This is a genomic window from Pedobacter sp. AC379 (assembly GCF_979258145.1).
Genome location: NZ_OZ409839.1, coordinates 5,341,584 through 5,363,925 on the forward strand (window position 1 = coordinate 5,341,584; position 22,342 = coordinate 5,363,925).

The following is a 22,342-nucleotide window of genomic DNA, read 5'->3' on the forward strand; positions in this document are numbered from 1 at the left end:
GAATATAATAGCATTTTAAAGCAAAAAAAAGCTCCGATTATAAGTCGAAGCTTTTACCTATCAAGGATATTAAAATATTGTTATTTACCTTTAATCCATAGGGCAATGTCATTAACCAAAGGTTCTGATACACTTACAGCGGCCTGGTATTGGGCCATTGTGCCTTTTCCTGTTTGCGAACTCAAAAGGTGATTCAAATCAGGATAAAACTTTAAACGAACATTTTTCTTTTTCTCTAAAGCTGCATTCCATAAATCGAAATCTGTTTTGCTCACCTGGAAATCATTGCCTCCTTGTAAAATATAAATTCTTTGTTTCGACAGGCTTTTTGCCACTGCAACCTGGTTATAAGTATTTAAATCTGTCCAGTATTTTGCAGGCAAACCCAAAATAGACGAATCAGGTTTTATTGTTGTTCCCAATTGCGTTATTTTACTTTTATCGATTTCTGTTAAGGCATCCGTAAGTTGTTTTTTACCTGCCGCGGTGGTATCGTTGGCTAAATCGAACATGTATTTATTCTGATCGATAATAATGTCGGTTAATTTTCTTGCCGGTGCAGCTGCTAAAATAATTCCAGCTAAATCTGGCGTAAGTGTTGCCATTTTAGGTGCCAGCATTCCTCCTAAACTATGGCCAAATACATATATATTTTTTGGATCTGCACCAACTGTTGTTCTTGCTATGGCAATAGCAGCGGTTGCATCGTCTAATACTTCTTCTTTTACGGTATAAGCGTTTGTAAACTCGTTTGGATAAATTAAGGTCCTTTTTACATAACGGACGGAAGCTATTCCTTTTGATGCCAAGCCTCCTGCTAAATCTTTGAAAGGTTTATTCGGACCAACGGTTTCATCCATATCTCCAGGGCCGGAGCCGTGTACAAAAACAACTATTGGGAAATTCTTAACATTTTTTGGCGTGGTAATAATTGCCGCTAATTGTTTACCAGCTGGGCCTATGTATACCGATTTTTCTTTATACAAACTGGTATCTACGTAAGTCGGTTTTAAATATACGGCAGTTCTTTTCGGCGGTGCCAGAAAGATGCCAACGATCTTTTGCATTTTATTAAAGCCTAAAATAAAATTCTGATCGCCCTTTGCAAATTTACCTTCAACGGTTACCGCAAAAAATTCGCCCTGAGCCTTGCTCTGAATTGCATCTAATGATTCGGCTTTGCCATATTTGTTTCCTATGTCGCCCCATAGTTTCTTTAAGCTTTCTTCTGTTAATTTGGTTTTTAGGGTATCATCAAAAAATGCATGGGCATCTTTAAATTTCTCTTCCTGCAACAGTTTAAAAAAATCGTTTGCTCCATTAAATAACTGGATTACATTTTGAGAAAATGCTGTTGTAGTAAATAATAAAGCGATTATGAATAAAAGGCTCTTTTTCATCCGTGTTTTTGTTTTTTTTGGCAGTAAAATTGTCGATTTACCTTTTATAGCGGCTTAAATTCAACATTTCACATCATTGTGTTTGGTTGTTTACAATACCCAAAGTTAACAATATTTGGTTCTCAAAAGTCTTTAACTAAACCCTCCGTTTCTTTTTAACTTATTTTAACATTTGGTTCTAATTTCTTCCACAAAACATAAGGAATAAACAGAATAACCAGCGCAACAATAGGCGGAATCAGCAATGATATTTCATCGCCCACAAATGCTCTGGATGCAAAAGCCCCGATAAAATTGATGGCAAAACCTGCATAAGCCCATTCTTTAATGGCTACAAATTTGTTTTGAAGAATAGAAGCTGCGCCAAGCAATTTGGCCATGCCAACAATGATCAGCAGGTACATAGGGTAGCCAAGGTGTTTAAGCACTTCTTTCCCGGCTTCCTGCTGCGTTATTCCACCAACACCATCCATTATCATCATTAGTGCAAAAATAATTGTGGCAATCCAATACCAGGTGTTTAACTTTTTCATGTGTATTTATTTTTATCGTAATTAATTAACCATGTGTTTCCGAACCGATCTGTTAAATCGCCGAATAATGCGCCCCAAAATGTTACTTCCAGAGGGTGTGATGGCTGCCCACCTGTTGAAAGTTTATGGTAAAAAGACCGGGCTTCTTCTTCTGAGCTGCAACTGAGCATCATCGCAATAGCATTTCCCCTTATTAAGCCACGTTCTTCAACCATATCAGTAGCCATAATTACGAGCTCATCTTTTGCTAAAACAGCATGCATAATGCTTCTTTTCATATGGTTGGGCATTTTATCGGCATGCTCCGATTCACCAATGGTTTCGAAACTTAATTCTCCTCCCAGGCAATGCTGATAAAAAGTCATTGCTTCCCTACAGTTGCCATTAAATGTAAGATATGAGTTTATACAAGTCATTGAATCTATTTTTATGTTGCTAAGCCACTAGTGCTCCAATGCAAACATACGTGCAGAAATTAACAGGCTGAATATGGAGAAACGACAATTGCGGGGGTTGTTTACGACAAACAGGCTCGTTATATTTGGATTATGAAACATGTATCTATCTTAATCCAGAGACTGCCGTGATCGAAGCCATTGCAGATCCACGCTATTTATTTACCGCTGTTAATGAGTTCTTACAGGCTTCGGGCAAGTTGCCACTGTTTAAAGTTGAGCTTGTTGGGATGACAAAAGAGGTGAGGTTAAATAACAGCCTTTTCTCGGTACATGTAGATAAGCTGTTGCACGAGGTGGATCAAACGGATTTAATTTTTGTACCGGCCATTAGTGGTAATATCGGTTATGCCATGGAAGCAAATCAGGATTTGTTGCCGTGGATTATAAAACAACATGCTAAAGGTGCAGAAGTAGCTTCACTTTGTATGGGTGCTTTTTTACTGGCTGCAACGGGTTTATTAGATGGCCGCAAATGCTCTACACACTGGTTATTTGCCAACCAGTTTAGAGAAATGTTTCCGGATGTAACGCTTGTTGATGGTAGTATTATTACTGATGCTCAGGGTTTATACTCCAGCGGTGGGGCCAATTCGTATTGGAATTTACTTTTATACCTTGTAGAAAAATATACAGACAGGGACACGGCCATTTTAGCGGCCAAATATTTCGCTATTGATATCGATCGCGAGAGCCAACTGGCTTTTATGATGTTCCAGGGGCAAAAAGGACATGAGGATGCAAAAATTAAAAAAGCACAGGAATTTATTGATGGCAATTATCAGGATCGGATCACTGTAGATCAATTGGCAGATATGCTGGCTTTGGGAAGAAGGAGTTTTGAACGCAGATTTAAAAGTGCCACTAAAAATACTGTAATTGAATATATCCAAAGGGTAAAAATTGAAGCTGCAAAACGGAGCTTTGAATCGAGCAGAAAGAATATAACAGAAGTAATGTTCGATGTAGGTTATACAGATACCAAATCGTTTAGGGATGTTTTTAAAAAAATAACAGGCTTAACACCGATTGAGTACCGCAACAAATACCATAAAGCAGTACCGGTATTGCAGGTATAATTGTATCTGCAGAAAAAAAATCAAAAAAAAATTAGCTGTACACAATATATTCTATTTACAGCGTTTATGTATGTGAGAGCGTTAATTTAGATGACGGGGATACTGCCTAAGGGTGGAATCCCCGTTTCTTTTTTTATAAAGGAAAATGCATAGTGCATCGCCCTCTAAGCCTGCTGCTATTGAGCACAAAAAAAAGGGACATTGTTCAAAAATGTCCCTTTTTTAAAATATATGATGGAGTTAAGAATTTTAGCTTTCTTTTTCAGTAAAGTCAACTGGTTTTTTTTCAAAATAAGGATCGAAATTTTGAACCTTTTTAGGTTTAAGAATTACATATAATCCTAAGCCGATTAGCATTAAAGCTGTACTGATCCGTGATAAATCGAAATCGAAAATACTGATTGCTTTTAGGGTAAATAAACCACCAATTATTGTTAAGGCCAACCAGCTGCTGCCCTGAAAGTTTTTACGGTAACCTATCCACAAACCTACACCTAACATGATGGTATGCCATTTTAAAATCCAATGTGGAACATCGATACCTGAGTTTCTTAGTAAGAATACTGAACCGATTGTGATGATTAAAATACCTAAACCGAATTGTTTATCTGCGTGATTTTTTTTGATGAAATTTTCCATGACCGTTTTGTTTTATGAATCAAATGTAGCACAGAAACGAACGCCGGGGAATGGCTTTTCTCTTAGTTGGGAGGTTTTATCGGTGAGTGAAATAAAACCGTCGGTAAAAAAATTTGGGTGTTTTTAAAAATTGAATTTTATCGGTGAAATTCTGGATTACTTCGAAGTCGACTATTCGTTTAATTAAACAACCGATAAACTAATGACAAGTAAACCATTAAAAGATTGCTTCACACTGCCCGTTACCTAAACCCTTCAGTTCGCAATAACGTTGGGTATGAACCAGTGATGAACAAACTAATGACCGAATGACAACTCAACCAACTATTATTCAAAAATGATAATATCTTTTCCTTCGCTCATGATCACCTTTGAGGTAATATTTACGAAAAGGCCATGGGCGAGCACTCCATTAATCTGATTGAGATCGAATGATAGCTTTTGAGGATCGTCAATTAAGCCAAAGTCTGCATCGATAATCAGGTTTCCGTTATCGGTAATATAATGCTTCTCCCCTGCCAATCTTAATATTGCTTTGCCGCCAAGTTTATTGATTTGGTCTGATACATATTGATAAGCCAGGGGAATAACCTCAACCGGAACAGTAAAAGCACCCAATTTTTTAACTTTTTTAGAGGCATCGGTAATTATAATGGCATTTTTACTTAAGGATGCGATTATTTTCTCTCTAAATAATGCTCCACCACCACCTTTAATCAGATCGAGGGTTTCTGTAAATTCATCTGCCCCATCGATACTGATATCAATTTCGCTTAAACTTCCGAGATCTAAAATTTGGATGCCCAAAGATCTGGCCAATTCTTCCGTCCGGATTGAACTTGCCGCAGCAGTAATTTTTAGCCCATCTTTTACGCGCTTACCCAATTCATTAATGGCAAAAGTTGTGGTAGATCCTGTACCCAACCCTACAACATCGTCATCTTTAACAAATTTTACTGCAGCCAGGGCAGCAGCCAGTTTTTCTGCATTCTGTTCGGTTTGATTTATCGTAGCCATAAAGTAAAAGTAGGTTTAAATGGTAAATATCCCAAAAACGAAAAAAAAATTACAGCTGATGCAATAAATCCATTATATAGCGTTTATGTATATGAGAGCGTTAATTTAGATGATGGGGATTCTGCACTAGTGGAATCCCCATTTCTTTTTTAAGTTCTGATTCATATCCGGTCGGTGATGCACCAATTGATAGCATGAAGACTGAAGAACAGCCTTATTAACCGTATAATGCTCTTCATTTTTCTTATAAAAATAAAAAACGGCTGGCATTTCTACCAACCGTTCTTTAACAACTAATCTAACTTATTTATTTAAGGAGTTTATCCATCCTGCAATTTTCAACGCTTCTGCTTTGGTTACCTGCGGCATTGGCGGCATTTCGGTTGAGTAACCCGGCCAGTTTTGCGGTTGTGGGTTATGAATTAACTGAAATATTTTTTCAGGTGAATATTTGCGTTTTGCGATTTCTGCGAAGGGCGGGCCAATCTGTCTTTTGGTTGGATTGTGGCAGGCTAAACAGGTGTTTTTAGCGAGCAAACCTTCTACCTCTTTATAAGTTGGTGCCTTTGTTGAAGTGGTAGTAGCAGTAGTAGGTTTCGCTTCGGTTCCTGCTGGTCCTTTTGCTTCCGGGGCTTTACGTAATGTTCCTTTAGGCACAGCGGTTTTCTTTGCAGGCGCAGCTGGAGTTGCCGAATTTTTAGTACTTACCTCGCTGGCAGATAGTTTATTTCCATCCGGAATCTGGTTCAGTGTGTAATAAGCTACAGGATGAATCAATGAGTAAAAACCATTCTGCGATCTGATTCCATCCAATGTTAAGGTATGAATATAATATTGACGGAGATTAGCAACAATAATTCTGGCTTTTAAGCCATCGGCTGAGACTTTAACACCAGAAATTTTTAATTTCTCTGTATTAACAGGAGGTGAACCATAAACTGGATGGTATTTATAAATGAAACTTTCAACATTGTACGAAGCTAAATCTTCAGCCGATTTACGATCGACAGGCATGGTAAATTCCACTTCAAAACCATCAGGCATTGCCCTTACGGCTTTCATTTCGAAAGGTGTTTTATTGTTGTAAACCAATCTTTCTAAACCTTCGTTTGCGTCGCCAGCAGATCCCCAACCACGGTTGGTTTCTCCAACAAATAAAGATCCGTCAGTACCCCATTCCAATCGCAATACTCCTGAACGGAAACCTTTGCGGAAAAGGAAGGCTGCACCTTGCTCTTCACCTTTTACGGTTTCCATAAAAATTCTCGAAATGATACTCATTCCCTGATCGCCAACTAAAATCTGACCTGCAAATGGACCAAACGTATTTTCAGGAATTTTAACAGGTTCGGCAGATGAGATACCCAAAATACCATAAGGCAACCAAACTGAAGGTAAACGCAGCTCAGGAAACACTTTTTTCATTTCGAATAAGGTTTTAAATTTCTCGTTTACCCTATTTTCTGGTTTGATGTATCTTCCTTCTTCGTTTTTGATTCTTCGCTCATCTATTTGCGAGTAAAAGAAATCTGACTGTAGTTTAACTGGAGAATTTGGAAGGTTAGTCCACCTTAAACTAGCCGGGTGACCCATAAAATCGCCCTTATTTACTTTCCATAAACCACCTGAACCAACCCAGTCGCCCTGGTTTTCGGTATAATAAAATTTGCCATCAATACTCCCAATTCCTGCCGGCGAGCGGAAACCTGCAGCATAAGGGCTCATTTTTCCATCTTCGGTAATATTCATTGCCCAGCCACGCATTGGCACACGACTTTCGGCGCGCCACCATTCTTCATCGCCAAAGGCAACATTTGCGGTTACCATAAAAGTACCGTCAGGCATTAATTTGGGGCCAAAACTATATTCGTGGTAGTGACCGCTTAAAGGCCATGCATAAACGGTTTCGTACACATCGGCTTTGCCATCCTGATCTTTATCAACCAGTTTGGTTAATTCGCCACGCTGTGCTACATAGATTGCACCATTTTTATAGGCTATACCTAAAATTTCGTGTAAACCGTAAGCAAACCTGCGCCAATAGGGCTTTGCACTGGTTGGGTTTTCTACAATGTAAACATCGCCCCTACGGGTAGATATTCCTAAATCGCCATTTGGAAGGGTTATTAAGCCACCAACTTCTAAAATAGGGCCTTCGGGTACGCGTACTTTATTTATTTTGAAAAAATCTTCTTCTTTCGGTGTTTCCTGTGCAAAAACTGTGGTAAAGCTAAAACTTAATGCCAGTATTGCTAATTTTTTAAATGTATTTCTCATTGTGATTCCAATTAAAACAAAATGGTATAATTTAACTTGCTTCCAATAGCTACAATAATCTCTTTTTTACCATCAACATCTCTGATTACCGGCTTTGCAGATCCATCAGCTAATTGGATGTAATAAGATTTATCATCAATCAGGTATAAACCTTTTGTTACCTCTTCGATATTTGAAGCAGTTGCCAATAGGAAATATAAATCTTTTGATGGTTTATCCACAGTAACTTCTCTTGTTAAACCTTGTCCATTTTCCATTACCTTAACGGCATCGGTAACATTTGTTCCATTAATGATATACTTAAATTCCGGGCGGTCTTGTTTATCCATTACATAACCTTTGGTTTTGAAACCAGTACCTGCGGTATCGGCAACCCATTTAGCCTGATCGTTTGTTAATTTTGCAATGGCCAGGATAGGTTTTTGGGTAAAACGGGTTACACTGCCCAAAGCACGCGAAGTTCCGTTTCCGCGGCCATCCCACATTGGTGTAGCATCTATAAAATCGCCATGCCAACCTTGCAATAGGGTTCCATTATCTAAATCGTAGCTATAAGCAGTTTTTTCTGGTCCACCTACCGATATGGCATGTACCGAACGTACGCGTGGTGCCACATCAACAAAGCTTCTAATCATATTGTTGCTTGCCGCCTCGATATAGATTGGATCTGCACCTCCGTTTTGATTTGCTTTAGGAATTTCTGATAGTTCTTTAATTTCGATATTTCTGAACGCTACCGAACCGTGATCACCCTGCAAACGCAAAGGGCCTTTTGCTTTTTCAGCACCGGCTGCTCCTCTTGTTGCGCCGAAGAGTTCTACATTTTCGTGAATAAGCACACCATTCAATTCTACACTGATGATTTTAGCATTCTGTGTTTTTGTTCCGGAAGCATCAAATTTTGGTGCCTGGAAAATGATTTTAATGTGTTGCCATAAACCTGGTGCTTTACTGGCATTCTGACGTGGTGCAATGCCTCCAAATCCCTTTTCTGCTTCTGGTTTGCTGTCATCCCAACGTTGGTAAATGCCACCGTTATTTGATGATGTTGCATTTTTTAATCCCCATGCATCATCAATCTGAATTTCATAATTACCTTGCAGATAAATTCCTGAATTTGTTCCTTTTGCAGTTAAATAATCAAGTTCTACTGCTACATCACCATACTCATTAACCGTGTATAAATCTGCTCCGGCTTTTTTCGCTGTAGATTGATTAACGAGAATACCTTCACCTTTGGTAGTTTTTAAAACATTTTCGGCATTAAGATCAGTAACAACATTTTGCGCTAATGACCATGAATTTGAAGGATTTTTGAAGGCTGAAAGATCTTTGAGATCAATACGCTGGCCAAATGCCAGCAGGGTTCCGCAAAGCCAGACAATGGCTGTAAAACCCGTCTTCGAGACGTTGATGTTCATATATTTGGTTTTAGTTTGGCCTTAATCAAGAACCAATTGTTATTTTAAAATGAGACTGTATCATAAATTTGAATCCAAATTAATCATGCACAGTGCTTATGCACTCTTTATGAGAGTTCTATTTTATGATACAGTCTTAATCTTTTTCTATTTTTCTGTTGATAATGAATAAGGGAAATCAGCAGGATTTGAACCTCTGGTTTTGTTAGGCGTGGCTGTCATATTGAAATTGAGCACGGCACCTTTTTGTAAACCACTATGGCTAATCCAGTTTTTAGAATAAGGCTTACCATTCATTTGCAACGATTGTACATAACGGTTATTATCGCTATTTGCAGCAGCGTTTATTACAACAGTTTTACCGTTTTCTAGAGTTACTGTTACCTTTTTAAATAAAGGTGCGCCTAAAACATATTGATCTACAGCTGGTGTTACCGGGTAAAAACCCATGGCCGAAAATACATACCATGCAGAAGTTTGTCCATTATCTTCGTCACCACAATAACCATCAGGAGTGGCTTTGTACATCCTGTTCATGGTTTCTCTCACCCAATATTGTGTTTTATAAGGTGCACCGCCATAATTATAAAGGTAAATCATGTGTTGAATCGGTTGGTTACCATGAGCGTATTGACCCATGTTTGCAATTTGCATTTCACGGATCTCATGAATTACGCCACCATAAGCACTTTCATCAAATACCGGAGGCATAGAGAAAACTGAATCCAGTTTAGTTACAAACTTACTGTGGCCACCCATTAATTTGGCTAAACCATCAATATCCTGAAAAACCGACCAGGTATAGTGCCAGCTGTTACCTTCAGTAAATGCACCACCCCATTTAAATGGACTGAACGGACTTTGGAAAGTTCCATCCTGATTTTTACCACGCATTAAACCAGAAGCCGGATCGAAAAGATTTTTATAATTCATGGCTCTTTTCTTGTAAATATCAATTTCAGATGCCGGTTTGCCTAAAGCTCTTCCCAATTGATAAATGGTGAAGTCATCATAAGAATATTCTAAGGTTTTAGCTGCATTTTCGTTCTTTTTAACATCAAAAGGCACATAACCCAGTTCGTTGTAATATTTAACCCCATCACGACCAACGGCTTCCATAGGGCCTTCGTTGTTGGCACCATGTTTTAAAGCAGACCATAAAGTTTCGATATCATAACCACGCATACCTTTAATGTAGGCATCAGAAACAACTGAAGCTGAGTTGTTACCCACCATAATATTGGCATAACCTGGGCTGCTCCACTCTGGCAACCAACCACCTTCTTTATAATCGTTGATTAACCCTTGCTGCATTTCTTTGTTGATTGAAGGATAAACCAGGTTTAAGAAAGGATATAAAGCCCTAAAAGTATCCCAGAAACCGGTACCGGCGAACATATAGCCTGGTAATACCTGACCGTTATATGGGCTCCAGTGTACAATCTGGTTCTGTGCATCAACTTCGTATAATTTGTTAGGGAAGAAAAGGGTGCGGTACATAGCCGAATAGAAAGTACGTGTTTGATCGATTGTACCACCTTCTACACTGATTTTGCTTAAAGTTTTGTTCCATGTTGCGCGGCCTTTTGCTTTTGTAGCATCGAAACCATCATTGGCCAACTCTCTTTTCAAGTTTAAATCGGCTTGCTCAAAACTGATAAACGAAGAGGCAACTTTTGCAATTACCTGCTCGCCTTTTTGAGTGGCAAAACCGATTACTGCACCTGCATGATCGACAGTCAATTCTAAATCTTTATCATTTAATTTTTTATCATCCCAGGTTTTAGCCAGTTTAAAATCTTTATTAAAATAGATTACAAAATAGTTTTTGAAGTTTTTAGGCAGCGGACCACGGGCATATTTAGTAGTATAACCAATGATTTTTCTTTCTGCCGGAATGATTTTAATATACGAACCCTTGTTTTGGGCATCTACCACAACATAAGAACTATCGGTTTTAGGAAAAGTAAACCTAAATTGTGCTGCTCTTTCTGTAGGGGTAATTTCGGTGGTTACATCAGCATCTGCTAAATAAACGCTATAGTAATATGGTTTAGAAATTTCAGCTTTGTGGCTGAACCAGCTTGCGCGATCATCATCAGTAAACCTAAGCTTACCCGTTACAGGCATGATAGAGAAAGCACCGTAATCGTTCATCCATGGTGATGGTTGGTGGGTTTGTTTAAAACCTCTGATTTTATCTGCATCGTAAACATAAGCCCATCCATCTCCGTTTTTACCGGTTTGTGGCGACCACATGTTCATTCCCCATGGTAAACCGATTGCCGGATAGGTATTCCCGTTTGATAAATCCTGTTTGGATGCTGTTCCCATTAATGGGTTTATCCAATCAACAGGATCTGTAATTTTCCCTATTGTTTGCGCAAAGCTGGTTGATGCCGCAACACTCAATAAGGCGATAAGTAATTTTTTCATTTGTTGTGTTTGTGTTTTTTTATATGCTTGGAATTATTTTTTAAACTTCAGAATTTTTAACGTAATCTGCCCATAGTGCATCCAAATCTTTACCTGTTAATTTTTCCCAGATATTTTTGGTGTAGGTATGATCTCTTAATGCGGCATCTACAGCTTTAATGGTACCTGGCTTTACATTTTTCTCCATCCAGGCAAAAAATGCAGCGGTAATGCGGTAGCTGTTTTTATAAGAATGATCTGGCTTTAATGCTGGCAGCGACCATTTGGCACCTTCATTATCTACACCGAATTTGTAACGTGCATAATCTGCAATACCTTCTGTTAACCAACCCGGGCCAACACTCCTTCCGTAATCCTGTACAATGTGCATCACTTCGTGGGTAACCACATCAATGTCTTCAGGATGCTTTATCATCCACATCGAACTGAAGGTTACTTTGCCATCGGCAGTTGCGGCAACACCATCGTAAGCGGTATCAACAAAAAACTTTACCTCTTTAACGGTTGATGGATTGTATTCTTTAGCCAGTTTAGGATAAACTTCGAAGAAAGTTTTGATCAAACGTTTTTTCAGTTGAGGATCAAGTGCTGCAAAATTACTCTCGAAAGAAAGCGTATAACCGTTTTTTTTGGTAATTTCCTGTGCTTTTAACTGTATGGAAAAAGTAGAAACAAGGGCTGCGAAAATGGTAAGAATAAATATTTTTTTCATTTATTAGGGATATTATTACTTTGGTTAGCGCATTTAGTTCTGCAAAATAAATATAATATGTAAAACGTTTTAGTAAATATTCAAAAATTTTACTTTAGTGGTGGTTATTTTTACAATACAGCGGTCGTCATTTCGAGCAGACCCGAAAGCTAGCGGGTGCAACGGAGTGTTCAGCGAAGCTAAATCTGCCTAGATAAAGCTCTTTTTGGCATGTATCCAAAGAGAAGTCAAGTTTGCCTGGGCACCTTGCCTATAAAACTTGACTTTCTGTAAATTTCCTTTTATGATTTCTTACTGCTATAAGTCAAGGTTACTTTTTGGGGTTCTTTACCGTAATCGGCCCAAAGCTGATCTAGTGTTTTTCCGGTTAAAGTAATCCACGATTGTTCAGTAAACTGATGTGCCCTTAACTGCTGATCTAATGTGGCAACTAATCCGGATTTTACGTTTTGCTCCAACCAGGCAAAAAAGCGGGCGGTAATTCTATAACTATTCGTATAATTTTGTTTTTCATTATAAGCTGGCAGGCTCCACTTAGAGCCTACATTATCTACTCCGTATTTATAACGTATATAATCGGCAATGCCTTCGGTTAACCAAACCGGGCCAGCGCTATATCCATACCCTTGTACAATGTGCATGGTTTCGTGTGTTACCACATCAATATCGGTTGGATGTGCTTTCATATAACCCGCACTAAAAAGAATTCTGTTTCCGCTAGCTTCGGCAACTGCTTTGTAGGCAGTATCTACCACAAATAATACATCGTGAGTAGATTTTTCGTTAAAGGTTTTAACCAAAGTTGGGTAAATTTCGAAATAGGTAGAAATGAGGTTTTTCCTCACCTCAGGATCTAAATTTGGATCTTTGCTGATAAAAGTTAGGGTATAGCCTTTATGTTTTTCTTTGCTGTAAGAAACCCAGTTTTTGGAAAGTGCTGTAAACAATTCTTTTTCAATTTTCTTTTGAGATTTGTTTTTAACCCATTCGCTGTTTACCTTAATTTCTCCTGCTTTGGCCTTAATGGTAGGCGTTTCGCTGTTGGCAAAAGTTAATTCGGCTTTTCTCTTGGTCCTGTAGCCATCTGCCATGGCAAATTTTGGGTAAATATGATTAAAGGCTGTATCCAGTTTAACTTTGGTTTTTGCATCAACAACATTATTTTCATCGCTGATGGTTAACCGATAACCTCTTTCCTGAGCAATTACACTTAGTGGCCCTAACAGTAATGCTATGATTAAAAACTTTTTCATTTTGGTTTATTGGTGTGTTTAGGATCTATATGATAATATAAAACGCCTAAATAAACCTGATTAACAGCATTACTAAAACGTTTTATTAAGCAATGATAAGCATATTCTTGCAGATGAAAAATTTATTTTATTTTTTTTAGTAACTCACGCTCGAAATGTGCATCAATTAAGGTAATACAGAAGAGAAACGGGCAATAATACCGCCGTATTGTATTGGAAGAAATTTACTGCAGAATAAGCATCCTGCAGTAATATGAGGTTATGTTAAACTTAAATCGCAACAGCTGGCTGCACCAATAAGTGCTGCGTGCTCTTTAAGTTCTGAAATTTTAATTTCGGTATCAATACAATTTCCCTTAAGGGTAGCAATTAATTCGGGAGCGAATGCATTGAATGATTGTGCAATATTTCCACCTACAATTACCGTATCAATTTTATGTTTTTTAATAATCGGGATTAAAAACTGCGCAAGGTTGTAGCCAAACTCCATAAAAACCATGGTTGCAAAATGATCGGTTTCTACAATTTCTACCAATTCCTTAACGCCGTCAACTTCTTTTCCGCTCAATTGCTTAAAACGTTTTACGAACCAGCGTGTAGAGAGGTAGTCTTCTGCAATTCCGTCTAAAAATTCAGAATTCCAGAGGTCTGCATCAAATGCTTTATAATTTAAACAAAGTGATGATCCCAGGCCTGTGCCAAGCGTTAAACCCAATACACTGGCATTGCCTTTTGCGGCCCCGGCAAAAACCTCGCCCTGAAGAAAGCCTGCGGCATCATTTATAAAATGAATGTTATCGGTAGGAATTGCCAAACGTTTGGCCAATTCTTCTTTAACATTTACCTGGTAAAGTGACTTAAATTTATCCTGATCTTTAATCAGCGAAATGCCCTCGTCATAATTAAATGGCCCAGGCATTGCAATTCCAACATTTCTCGATCCGTTTTTAACGTTTTTAAAAGCCTTGCTGATGATTTCACACCATGCTGATAAAATCACTTCTTTATTCTCCTGCGAGTTCACAGGGCTACGCTTGATGGAATCCTTCACCAAAGTTCTTGTTTCTAAATCCACCAATGCGGCTGTAATGTGCGAGCCGCCAATATCTACACCTAATGCAACAGGCTTTTCCATTCTATATATATTTCTGTTATTTATTCTACTATCCTATATTAATTCGCCAAAAGTAGCGATTCAATATCTATTTACTGAGCGAAAATGGCTTATCTTCTTCCAATAACCCTCTTTTTAACGAAGGTTTAACATTCATTTCCAATTTTAACACGCCACCTTTTAAAATATCACTGTGGTTGATGAAATTTTTTGTGAAGTTTTTGCCGTTCAGTGTTGCATTTTCTATATAAACGTGAGATTGATCATTTGCGGGTGCTTCTATCACGAATTTTTTACCATTTTCTAAATTGATGGTCGTTTTTTTAAATACCGGACTTCCTAAAACATACTCTCCTGAACCTGGAGTAACACTATAAAAACCCAAAGCACTTAAAACATACCAGGAAGAAGTTTGCCCCTGATCTTCATCACCGGGATAACCGTTTTCGGTAGCATCATAAAGTTTGTGCATCACCTCACGGGCATGAAATTGAGCTTTCCAGGGTTGGTTGGCATAATTATACAGATACACCATGTGCTGTATGGGTTGGTTTCCATGGGCATATTGACCCATATTGGCCATCACCATTTCAGTCATTTCGTGGATCATACCACCATACGAACCTACATTTACTTTATTGGGTTCGGTAAATACAGAATCCAATTTTGCTGTAAAAAGGTCGTTCCCTCCCATTAAATTAATCAGGCCTTTTGTATCCTGAAAAACCGACCATTGCCAGTGCCAGGCATTGCCTTCGGTAAAAGGACCGCCCCACTCTGTCGGGTCGAAATTTGGCGTCCACTTGCCTTCTGCATTTTTGCCCCTCATAAACTTGGTTGAAGCATCATAAACATTTTTATAATTGTACATCGGTTTTTCGAAAAGCTCCATATAATGTTTATCACCGGTCATTTTGGCCAATTGATATGCACAGTAATCATCGTAGGCATATTCTAAAGTTTTTGCGGTAGCCTCTCTATATTTCGGATATGGAACGTAGCCCAACAGGTTATATTCTGTAACGCCATCTCTTCCGTTTGCTGGTCCCCAAGGCCCCTTATTCATTGCTTCATGGTAATAAGCATCCAATGCTTTCTTAGGATCGAAGGTTCTGATCCCTTTTGCCCAAGCATCAGCCAATAAAGAAATGGCATGGTTACCGATCATACTTCCAGCTTCGCTAGGGAAAGACCACGAAGGCAACCATCCACATTGTTCATAAGCATCGAGCATAGCTTGCATGTATCTACCATGCATTTCGGGCTGTAGCAAAGTATTTAATGGGAACTGTGCACGGAAAGTATCCCAGAAACCGGTATCGGTAAACATATACCCGTTGTGTAATTTACCATCGTAAGGACTAAAATAATAAGGTTTGCCGGCTTCGTTAATTTCATAAAATTTTCTGGAAAACAGACTCGCCCTGAAAAAGCACGAATAAAAGGTTTCCATATCTGCTTTAGAACCACCTTCTACTTCTACCTTACCCAGCGATTTATTCCATACCGCAGCGGCATTTGCCTTTGTATCTTCTACTGTTTTATCGTTGCCTAATTCTTGTTTTAAATTCAGTTCGGCCTGTTTTAAACTAATGTAGGAGGAAGCCGTTTTCACCTGAACTTTTGAGCCCGATTCAAATTGCACAAATGCACCTTTTCCTAATCCTTCGGCTACCAGCGAATCTTTATTTACTGTATTACGTTTGTTTTCCCAGGTGCCGTAAGATTTGATCGGCTGATCGAACTGGATGATGAAATAACTTTTCCAGCCCCTTTTAAAGCCTTCGCCATTGTTTACCCAACCGGTTATTTTATTTTCTTTCGGATAAATCTGAACACCGCTCAACCTGGTATATCCATCTAACACCAAAAAGCTCCTTTTACCTTTTGGATAGCTGAAACGGAGGTGAGCTCCACGTTCTGAGGGCGATATCTCTGTTGTGATCTCGTTTTCGAAGGTTACTTTATAATAATTTGGTTTTGCAATTTCATCTTTATGGCTAAATTTTGCCTCCCGCTGATTTTCATCCACAATCAGCTCATCAACCACTGGCATTAACGAAAATACAGCGTAATCTCTTGTCCACGAGCTGCATTGGTGTGCTTGCTGAAATCCCCTGATTTTATCTTTAAAATACTGATATTTCCAGCCATCGCCATTTCTCCCGGTTTGTGGAGTCCAGGTGTGCATACCAAAAGGTAATGCAGTTGTGGGATAGGTGTTTCCACGTGTGAGTTCATGCTTGGAATTGGTGCCCTGGAGGGTGTTAACATAGTGAACCCAATCTTTCTGCTGCGCTGATAAACCTTGGGCGGCCACGCAGCATAAAATTGTTGTAATTAATTTAAGTTTCATTGTTTGTTTGTGTGTGTTTTTTCAGCCCGTGATAATCAGACTGCATATTTTAAAATCAGCTTTTGCCTGTATGTGTACTAATCCAGGCGAAAACTAAATCATGTTTTATTTAATATTCCATTTATCGGCCAGCATTTTAATAAAATAACCTCCAACAACGCTTCGTGCCTGGAAACCTACCATTTTACCGTTTGTGGTTTCATGCCAGTCGCTTAAAGGAACCTTGCTTTCTGTTTCAGTAGCAAAACGGTAAATCGGCTGAATAAATTTTTGAAAGTCGGCCTCATTATCTGCTAAGGTAGCCGTCCACATAATCCAATCTGATTTGGAGTAAGTTTTACGGCTGTCTAATGGTAAGCCAAAATCTTTTTGCTTGGTGAGGTAAAAATTAATCTCTTTTTTGTATAACTCTTTCGGAAAAAGATCTAGTTTTAACAACTTATCCCATACCAGGTTATACTTCTGGCTCCAGGTATTCTTATCATTAAAGGTTAAGGCGTAGTGATCACCATCATCAGCAAGTTTCATCCAGTTCTGCGCCATCTGTAAAGCAGCTGTTCTGTATTTTGTAGCGATATCGGTTTTACCTAACAATTGCGCTATTTGCGCATAACCGCCTAAAGCTACAATTGCCTTTACCGATAAGTTGGCGTTGCGGGCGAGGTGACCTGCAAAATCATCAGTACACAATTGGTTGGCCGGATCGAAACCTTCTCTTAAAAGATAATTTGCCCAAACGGACAGCACTTCCCAATGTTTTTCGGCATACTTAGCCTTGCCCTCGGCTTTGGTAATGGCTGCAGTTAAAATAATCATATTACCAGCTTCTTCAACAGGCATATCTTCGCCATAGGTTTGTCCGTTTGCCAGTGGGTAAGTACCTAAATCGTGTGCAGCAAAAGGTTTTTTCCATTTTCCGCTTTCTGAATAATAAAAGATGCCATTCAGCATTCCTTTTAGCAATTCAGGATTATATACTAAAAATTGCGGTGCCGATGGGTAGGTTACATCCACTGTATTGATTGATCCGTTGCTAAAGTTTTCTTTTGATAAAAAGAGAATATCGCCATTAGGCGCATAAACAATTTTATGTGCGGCAATAGCCTGCCTGTAAGCCAATTTGCACATTGCGGCGTATGCTTTGCCACCTGCCTTTTCGGCATCGCTATAAAGTTTGGCATCAAAAACTGCACACTTATTTTTTAATACTGGGTATTGCGTGTTTGCCTCGGCCAATTGATCTTCAAATTGCTGGCTGCCTGATTTTCTCCAAACCGGAGATAATTTTTCGCCAAAATATTCAACCGATTTTAAATCGTCATAACCAATCATAACGTATTTTTCTACCTCTGTTGAAGAAACCTGGCCAAAAGGAATTACGCTACATAGATTTAAATTTTTCGAATTGGAAACCTGATTCTGACTAGGATATTGAGTACTCATGAAACTTTTTAAACTTTCATTTTCTGTCGCTATAAACTGAGTGGCGTTAAATTTGGTTGGAACGGCTACATATAAATAACCCCAATCTATACGCACATCATCACCGCGTTTTTTAAGTACAGGTTGCTCCACAGTGCCAGTTTTTAATATAGAAAGGCTATTTTTTGAAGTTTTCCACGCAGAAACAGGTTGATTTGGGGTATTTACAGCAATATTTGATGAAGCACTAAAGAAAACATCAACTTTATGCAATTTGCCATCAGTAGATTTTACAGCATAATTAATGTAACTGATTGGCCTGGCGGTTAATTTAATATCGTTAAGTAATAATGGCGAGGTAAAACTCACTTGTAATTCTACCTTACCTGCTATAAAAGTATATTTTGTGGTGGTAGCCTCAATTTTTACATTGATTTGAGTGGCAGATGCAATTGTTACATTTTTTGTATCCTCCTCCACTATTCCGGCATCCAAATGCCTGCCACCAGCGGTATTTTTGCAATGGATGGCCAATACATTTTTTCCTTTTTGTAGTATGCCATCTTCAATAGGCAGGTAGATGTAATCTGAAACCCATCCACTTTTTCTGTAAATAAGCTTACCATTTAAATACACCTGCACATTATCATCATGGTTAAGTTTAAGGTACTTTTTAGCTGTGGTTGGATTTGCAACATCAAAAGTTCTTCTAAAATAAAGGTCGTCGGTATTCCATTTTGTTTTGTCGGCACGGTCATCACCAAATGGTGCTTCGCCCTTTTTCCATGCAGCATCATTATATGTTACGCTTTCCCAATCGCTTTCTGGTTTATCAAAAGTATAACTGGCCTGGTATTTTAATTCATCTGCGGCAGGCAGAATTGAAATGTAATTTTTGGTTTCCTCACCCAAAAAGCGATAAAATTGATCGTCAACTTTTATAACTCCTAATAGAGATTGTTCTTTCCCTGTCCAATGTTTAGTTACCGATTTGTTTAATCCATCGCCGAAAGACCAGATGCTGAAATAGGCATCGTGTGTAATTAATGGATAAGCTGGGGCTTTGTCTTGTGCTTTAACTGAAAGTCCTAAAAACAGACATAGCAATAGTAAGGAAAGGTTTCTCATAGATAAATATTTGGTTCATTGTAAAATAATAAATCGTTTTACTTGATTTATTCACCAGATATTTATTCTAAATGAAGAATTTAACAAGGTAGATAATTCTGCTTTAGCTGATTTTTGTAAGCGAAAGCCACATTAAAGTAAAACGTTTTACTAATTCAATATTAGAGAAATTTAAATCATATTAAAATAGCCTTTCGTAACATTTAAGTTACTACGCAATTAATCCCTGATGATGAGTCTGGCAGGAATGATAACCTGTCGGTTTTCGATTTTGGTTTTGGATGACAGTTGTTTAAGGATCAACTTGATTACATTTTCGGCAATTTCTTCTAACGGCTGCTGAACGGTAGAAATACCAGGAGTATGCAGTTCGAAAGCTTCGTGATCATCGTATGCAATTACAGCGAAATCATCTCCAATTTTCTTATTGATCTTTTTAAGCACTTTTAAACCACTTATGGCTAAATAATTGGTTGCAAAAAGAACAGCATCAACCTTTTTATTTTCCAAAAGAACTTTAATCTGTTCAATTGTTTCACTTTCTTCCTGATTAAAGTGAATTTTTAAAACGAGGCTTTCATCATATTTAATCCCGTTATCTTCGAGTGCTTTTTTGTAACCCTCATAACGTTCTACAATCTGCTCAACATTAATATCAGTGGTAACCAATGCGATGTTCTTTTTGCCCTGATCGATAAAACTTTGGATCGATTGATGGGAAGCATTAAAATGATCGGCACCTACGTAACTGGTATTAACATCTGGTAAATTCCTATCGAATAAAATTACAGGATTACCATCATCTATAAGCATTTTTATATCTTCTTCTATCCCTTTAATTGGCGAAATAATATATGCATCAACTTTACGCGATTTAAACATATTGATTAATTCTTTCGCTTTTTCTACACTATTTTCGGTGCTTGAATAAATAATCTTATATCCTTTTTTGTAAGCCTTATCTTCTATTAACCTGGCTATCCGGGAGAAAAATGAATTGGAAATATCTTCAATAATCAGTCCGATAATATTCGAGTTACCTGTTCGTAAACTCCGTGCAATCTGATTTGGCTTATAACCGCTTTCTTCAATAATTTTTTTTACTTTTTCAATTACCGCCTCACTTATCGATTTCTCCTTTGCTTTACCGTTAATAATAAAAGACACTGTGGTAATGGATACGTTTGCTTTAACAGCTATATCTTTGATAGAAAGCGATTTCATTTGGTTGGAATTCTTTTAAGTAAACAATTAAAAGCTAAACAAAAACTACTGTTTTTAAATTTTAGCCCATTATAAAAGATGCAATTTAGCATTTTTTATATTAATCATTTTAGAAACGGCTTTTAATTGCCGTCCATTTTAATTATGTTGGTTTAAAACAACAAAAGGCACTATTTAAGTGCCTTTTGGACGGAATTAATATCCCGGATTTTGTTTAAGTTTCGAATTTAAATCTATTTGCCGCTGTGGAATTGGGAATAGATTTCTATTGGCTGATGATGGATTGTGATCCCACCACTTGGTTGTTGTAAATTTCCCAAACCTAATCAGGTCATTTCTTCTAAAGCCTTCAAAAATAAATTCTCTTCCTCTTTCTGCCAAAAGCTCGTCTAAAGTTAAAGTTGCAGTTGTATATGCATGGCTTGGCCATGTTGTTTTAGTATATGCCCTTTTTTTGACATCGTTAATTAAGGTTACGGCATCGGCAGTTGCAACACCTCCATTTTTACGCATTAAGGCTTCTGCCTTAGCAAAATAAACCCAGGTTAAACGGTAAATGTTCCAGTCGGTATTGTTGTAATTTGGATCAGGCAAAACAGAGATGGTATCTGTTCCTTTAACAACATACCCAGGAATCGAATTTCCTAATTTATATTTATTAAAACGTACACCACTATTCTCTTCTCCTTCGCTCATATTTGAAACAGTAGAATTTTTAGAGTTTTTTTGGATGTTATCAACAAATACGAGTGGTTTACCTGCATATTCTACAGTTCCTTCTACTGGTGCTTTCGGATTTGCAAATTTAAATTGTGGACCAATAAGCAACCATTCTTTTTTCCTTAAATCATCATCATCATAAGTTGTATATACACCTGGGATCAATACCACACCGTCGTTACCATTTCTACCACCGCCATATATGTCTTTTTGGGCAAAGTGGAAAAAATCTGCTGCAAAACCCGGTTCAAAATTGGCCCGCTTATAATCGTATGCGATTGAAAAAATCACTTCTTTTGATAAATCATTAGTGGTATTGAACTGGTTTACAATATTGGTATCTAAAGCCATGGTACCGTTCTGGCCACCAGCCTGATTGGTAATCAATTTATCAGCGGCAGCAATACAATCATCCCAACGCGGTGTACCTGTCCAGGTTTCGGCATTCAGATAAAGCTCTACCAGCATGGCATAACCACCAGCCTGGGTCATTCTGCCTAGCATTGAACGCGAAAGCTTTGGTGTTTTTTCAATATTTTCCCTGATTTCTTTCTCTATAAAATCAAATACTTCTTTTCTGCTTGCTGTAGCAGGGTATTCGCTTGTGGGTACACTTCCTGTTGGTACGTTAAGGCTTATGGGAATATTGCCAAATAAATCCATCAGCTTTAAATAATGGAATGCCCTAAGGAGTTTCAGCTCAGCGATATAGGAGTCTTTTTCAGCTTGGGTAATGCCCATTTCAGAAATACTTCTGTTTTCGAGATTTTGTATCGGGCTATTGCACAAGCCCATTCCCCAATACATTAAGTTCCATGCATTGTTATATCCTGATTCATCAACTGTCCAACTGTGATAATGCAACCTTTTCCATTGGCCTCCATCTTCACCATGCGGGCCTTTGGTTGGCCAGGCCAACTGATCTGCAGAAAGCTCGGCCATTCGCCACCAACCATTTTGTCCGGCCGGGGCAACCCATGCATTTGCATGTGTATATGGACGAAGTACCGCCGATAAAACTTCATTTTTATTGGTATAGAAAACATCTGCCGGAATCTGATCGTAGGCATTTTCATCTAGTTTAGTACAGGAGAAACCTAGTCCTACAAGCACAAACAACACTATATATTTTAAATTCTTTTTCATGATATTAAGT

The 22,342-nt window shown here is 38.2% G+C and carries 16 protein-coding genes; 1 reads left to right on the top strand and 15 read right to left on the bottom strand.

Annotated features, from left to right (window positions below; genetic code table 11):
* Window positions 1-80: 80 nt before the first annotated feature.
* From ACZZZW_RS23000 to ACZZZW_RS23010, 3 genes are all read right to left on the bottom strand, one after another.
* Window positions 81-1,400 carry a DUF3887 domain-containing protein gene (locus tag ACZZZW_RS23000; protein WP_463496957.1) on the bottom strand — a complete coding sequence of 440 codons (1,320 nt, stop codon included), beginning with the start codon at window positions 1,398-1,400 and terminating at the stop codon, window positions 81-83.
* A gap of 155 nt (window positions 1,401-1,555) precedes the next feature.
* On the bottom strand, window positions 1,556-1,933 hold the full coding sequence (locus ACZZZW_RS23005; protein WP_463496962.1) for a DoxX family protein: 378 nt from the start codon (window positions 1,931-1,933) through the stop codon (window positions 1,556-1,558).
* Window positions 1,930-2,349: a VOC family protein gene (locus ACZZZW_RS23010; protein ID WP_463496967.1), complete on the bottom strand. Its 420-nt coding sequence runs from the start codon at window positions 2,347-2,349 to the stop codon at window positions 1,930-1,932. Before ACZZZW_RS23010 ends, ACZZZW_RS23005 begins: the two co-directional genes overlap by 4 nt.
* Window positions 2,350-2,516: 167 nt before the next feature.
* On the opposite strand from ACZZZW_RS23010, the gene ACZZZW_RS23015 reads away from it, so the two are divergent.
* Window positions 2,517-3,467 (top strand): GlxA family transcriptional regulator, encoded by a 951-nt coding sequence (locus ACZZZW_RS23015; RefSeq protein ID WP_463496971.1) that lies wholly within the window; start codon window positions 2,517-2,519, stop codon window positions 3,465-3,467.
* 249 nt (window positions 3,468-3,716) lie between these two features.
* Here ACZZZW_RS23015 and ACZZZW_RS23020 read toward each other — a convergent pair whose 3' ends face one another.
* The 12 genes from ACZZZW_RS23020 to ACZZZW_RS23075 all read right to left on the bottom strand — a co-directional run bounded on the left by ACZZZW_RS23020 (window position 3,717) and on the right by ACZZZW_RS23075 (window position 22,332).
* Window positions 3,717-4,106: a LiaF transmembrane domain-containing protein gene (locus ACZZZW_RS23020; protein WP_463496974.1), complete on the bottom strand. Its 390-nt coding sequence runs from the start codon at window positions 4,104-4,106 to the stop codon at window positions 3,717-3,719.
* 327 nt (window positions 4,107-4,433) lie between these two features.
* Window positions 4,434-5,123, bottom strand: coding sequence for a ribose-5-phosphate isomerase RpiA (rpiA, locus tag ACZZZW_RS23025; protein ID WP_463496978.1), 690 nt, complete (start codon window positions 5,121-5,123; stop codon window positions 4,434-4,436).
* 303 nt (window positions 5,124-5,426) lie between these two features.
* A complete protein-coding gene (locus ACZZZW_RS23030; protein WP_463496982.1) occupies window positions 5,427-7,400 on the bottom strand; it encodes a hypothetical protein in 1,974 nt (657 codons plus the stop codon).
* An 11-nt stretch (window positions 7,401-7,411) separates the two neighbouring features.
* A complete protein-coding gene (locus ACZZZW_RS23035) occupies window positions 7,412-8,821 on the bottom strand; it encodes a 3-keto-disaccharide hydrolase (RefSeq protein ID WP_463496986.1) in 1,410 nt (469 codons plus the stop codon).
* 147 nt (window positions 8,822-8,968) lie between these two features.
* Window positions 8,969-11,257, bottom strand: coding sequence for a GH92 family glycosyl hydrolase (locus ACZZZW_RS23040; RefSeq protein WP_463496990.1), 2,289 nt, complete (start codon window positions 11,255-11,257; stop codon window positions 8,969-8,971).
* Window positions 11,258-11,297: 40 nt separating this feature from the next.
* A complete protein-coding gene (locus ACZZZW_RS23045) occupies window positions 11,298-11,969 on the bottom strand; it encodes a basic secretory protein-like protein (RefSeq protein WP_463496994.1) in 672 nt (223 codons plus the stop codon).
* Window positions 11,970-12,250: 281 nt separating this feature from the next.
* Window positions 12,251-13,222, bottom strand: a complete 972-nt coding sequence (locus tag ACZZZW_RS23050; protein ID WP_463496998.1) for a basic secretory protein-like protein — start codon at window positions 13,220-13,222, stop codon at window positions 12,251-12,253.
* Window positions 13,223-13,481: 259 nt separating this feature from the next.
* The gene (locus ACZZZW_RS23055) at window positions 13,482-14,357 is read right to left on the bottom strand and encodes an ROK family protein (RefSeq protein WP_463497001.1); all 876 of its coding nucleotides are present in this window, start codon (window positions 14,355-14,357) and stop codon (window positions 13,482-13,484) included.
* 67 nt (window positions 14,358-14,424) lie between these two features.
* A complete protein-coding gene (locus ACZZZW_RS23060) occupies window positions 14,425-16,692 on the bottom strand; it encodes a GH92 family glycosyl hydrolase (protein WP_463497003.1) in 2,268 nt (755 codons plus the stop codon).
* Window positions 16,693-16,797: 105 nt separating this feature from the next.
* Window positions 16,798-19,242, bottom strand: a complete 2,445-nt coding sequence (locus tag ACZZZW_RS23065; protein ID WP_463497005.1) for a glutaminase family protein — start codon at window positions 19,240-19,242, stop codon at window positions 16,798-16,800.
* Between the two features lie 219 nt (window positions 19,243-19,461).
* Window positions 19,462-20,466: a LacI family DNA-binding transcriptional regulator gene (locus ACZZZW_RS23070; protein ID WP_463497007.1), complete on the bottom strand. Its 1,005-nt coding sequence runs from the start codon at window positions 20,464-20,466 to the stop codon at window positions 19,462-19,464.
* Window positions 20,467-20,661: 195 nt separating this feature from the next.
* Window positions 20,662-22,332, bottom strand: a complete 1,671-nt coding sequence (locus ACZZZW_RS23075; protein ID WP_463497011.1) for a RagB/SusD family nutrient uptake outer membrane protein — start codon at window positions 22,330-22,332, stop codon at window positions 20,662-20,664.
* Window positions 22,333-22,342 lie beyond the last annotated feature (10 nt).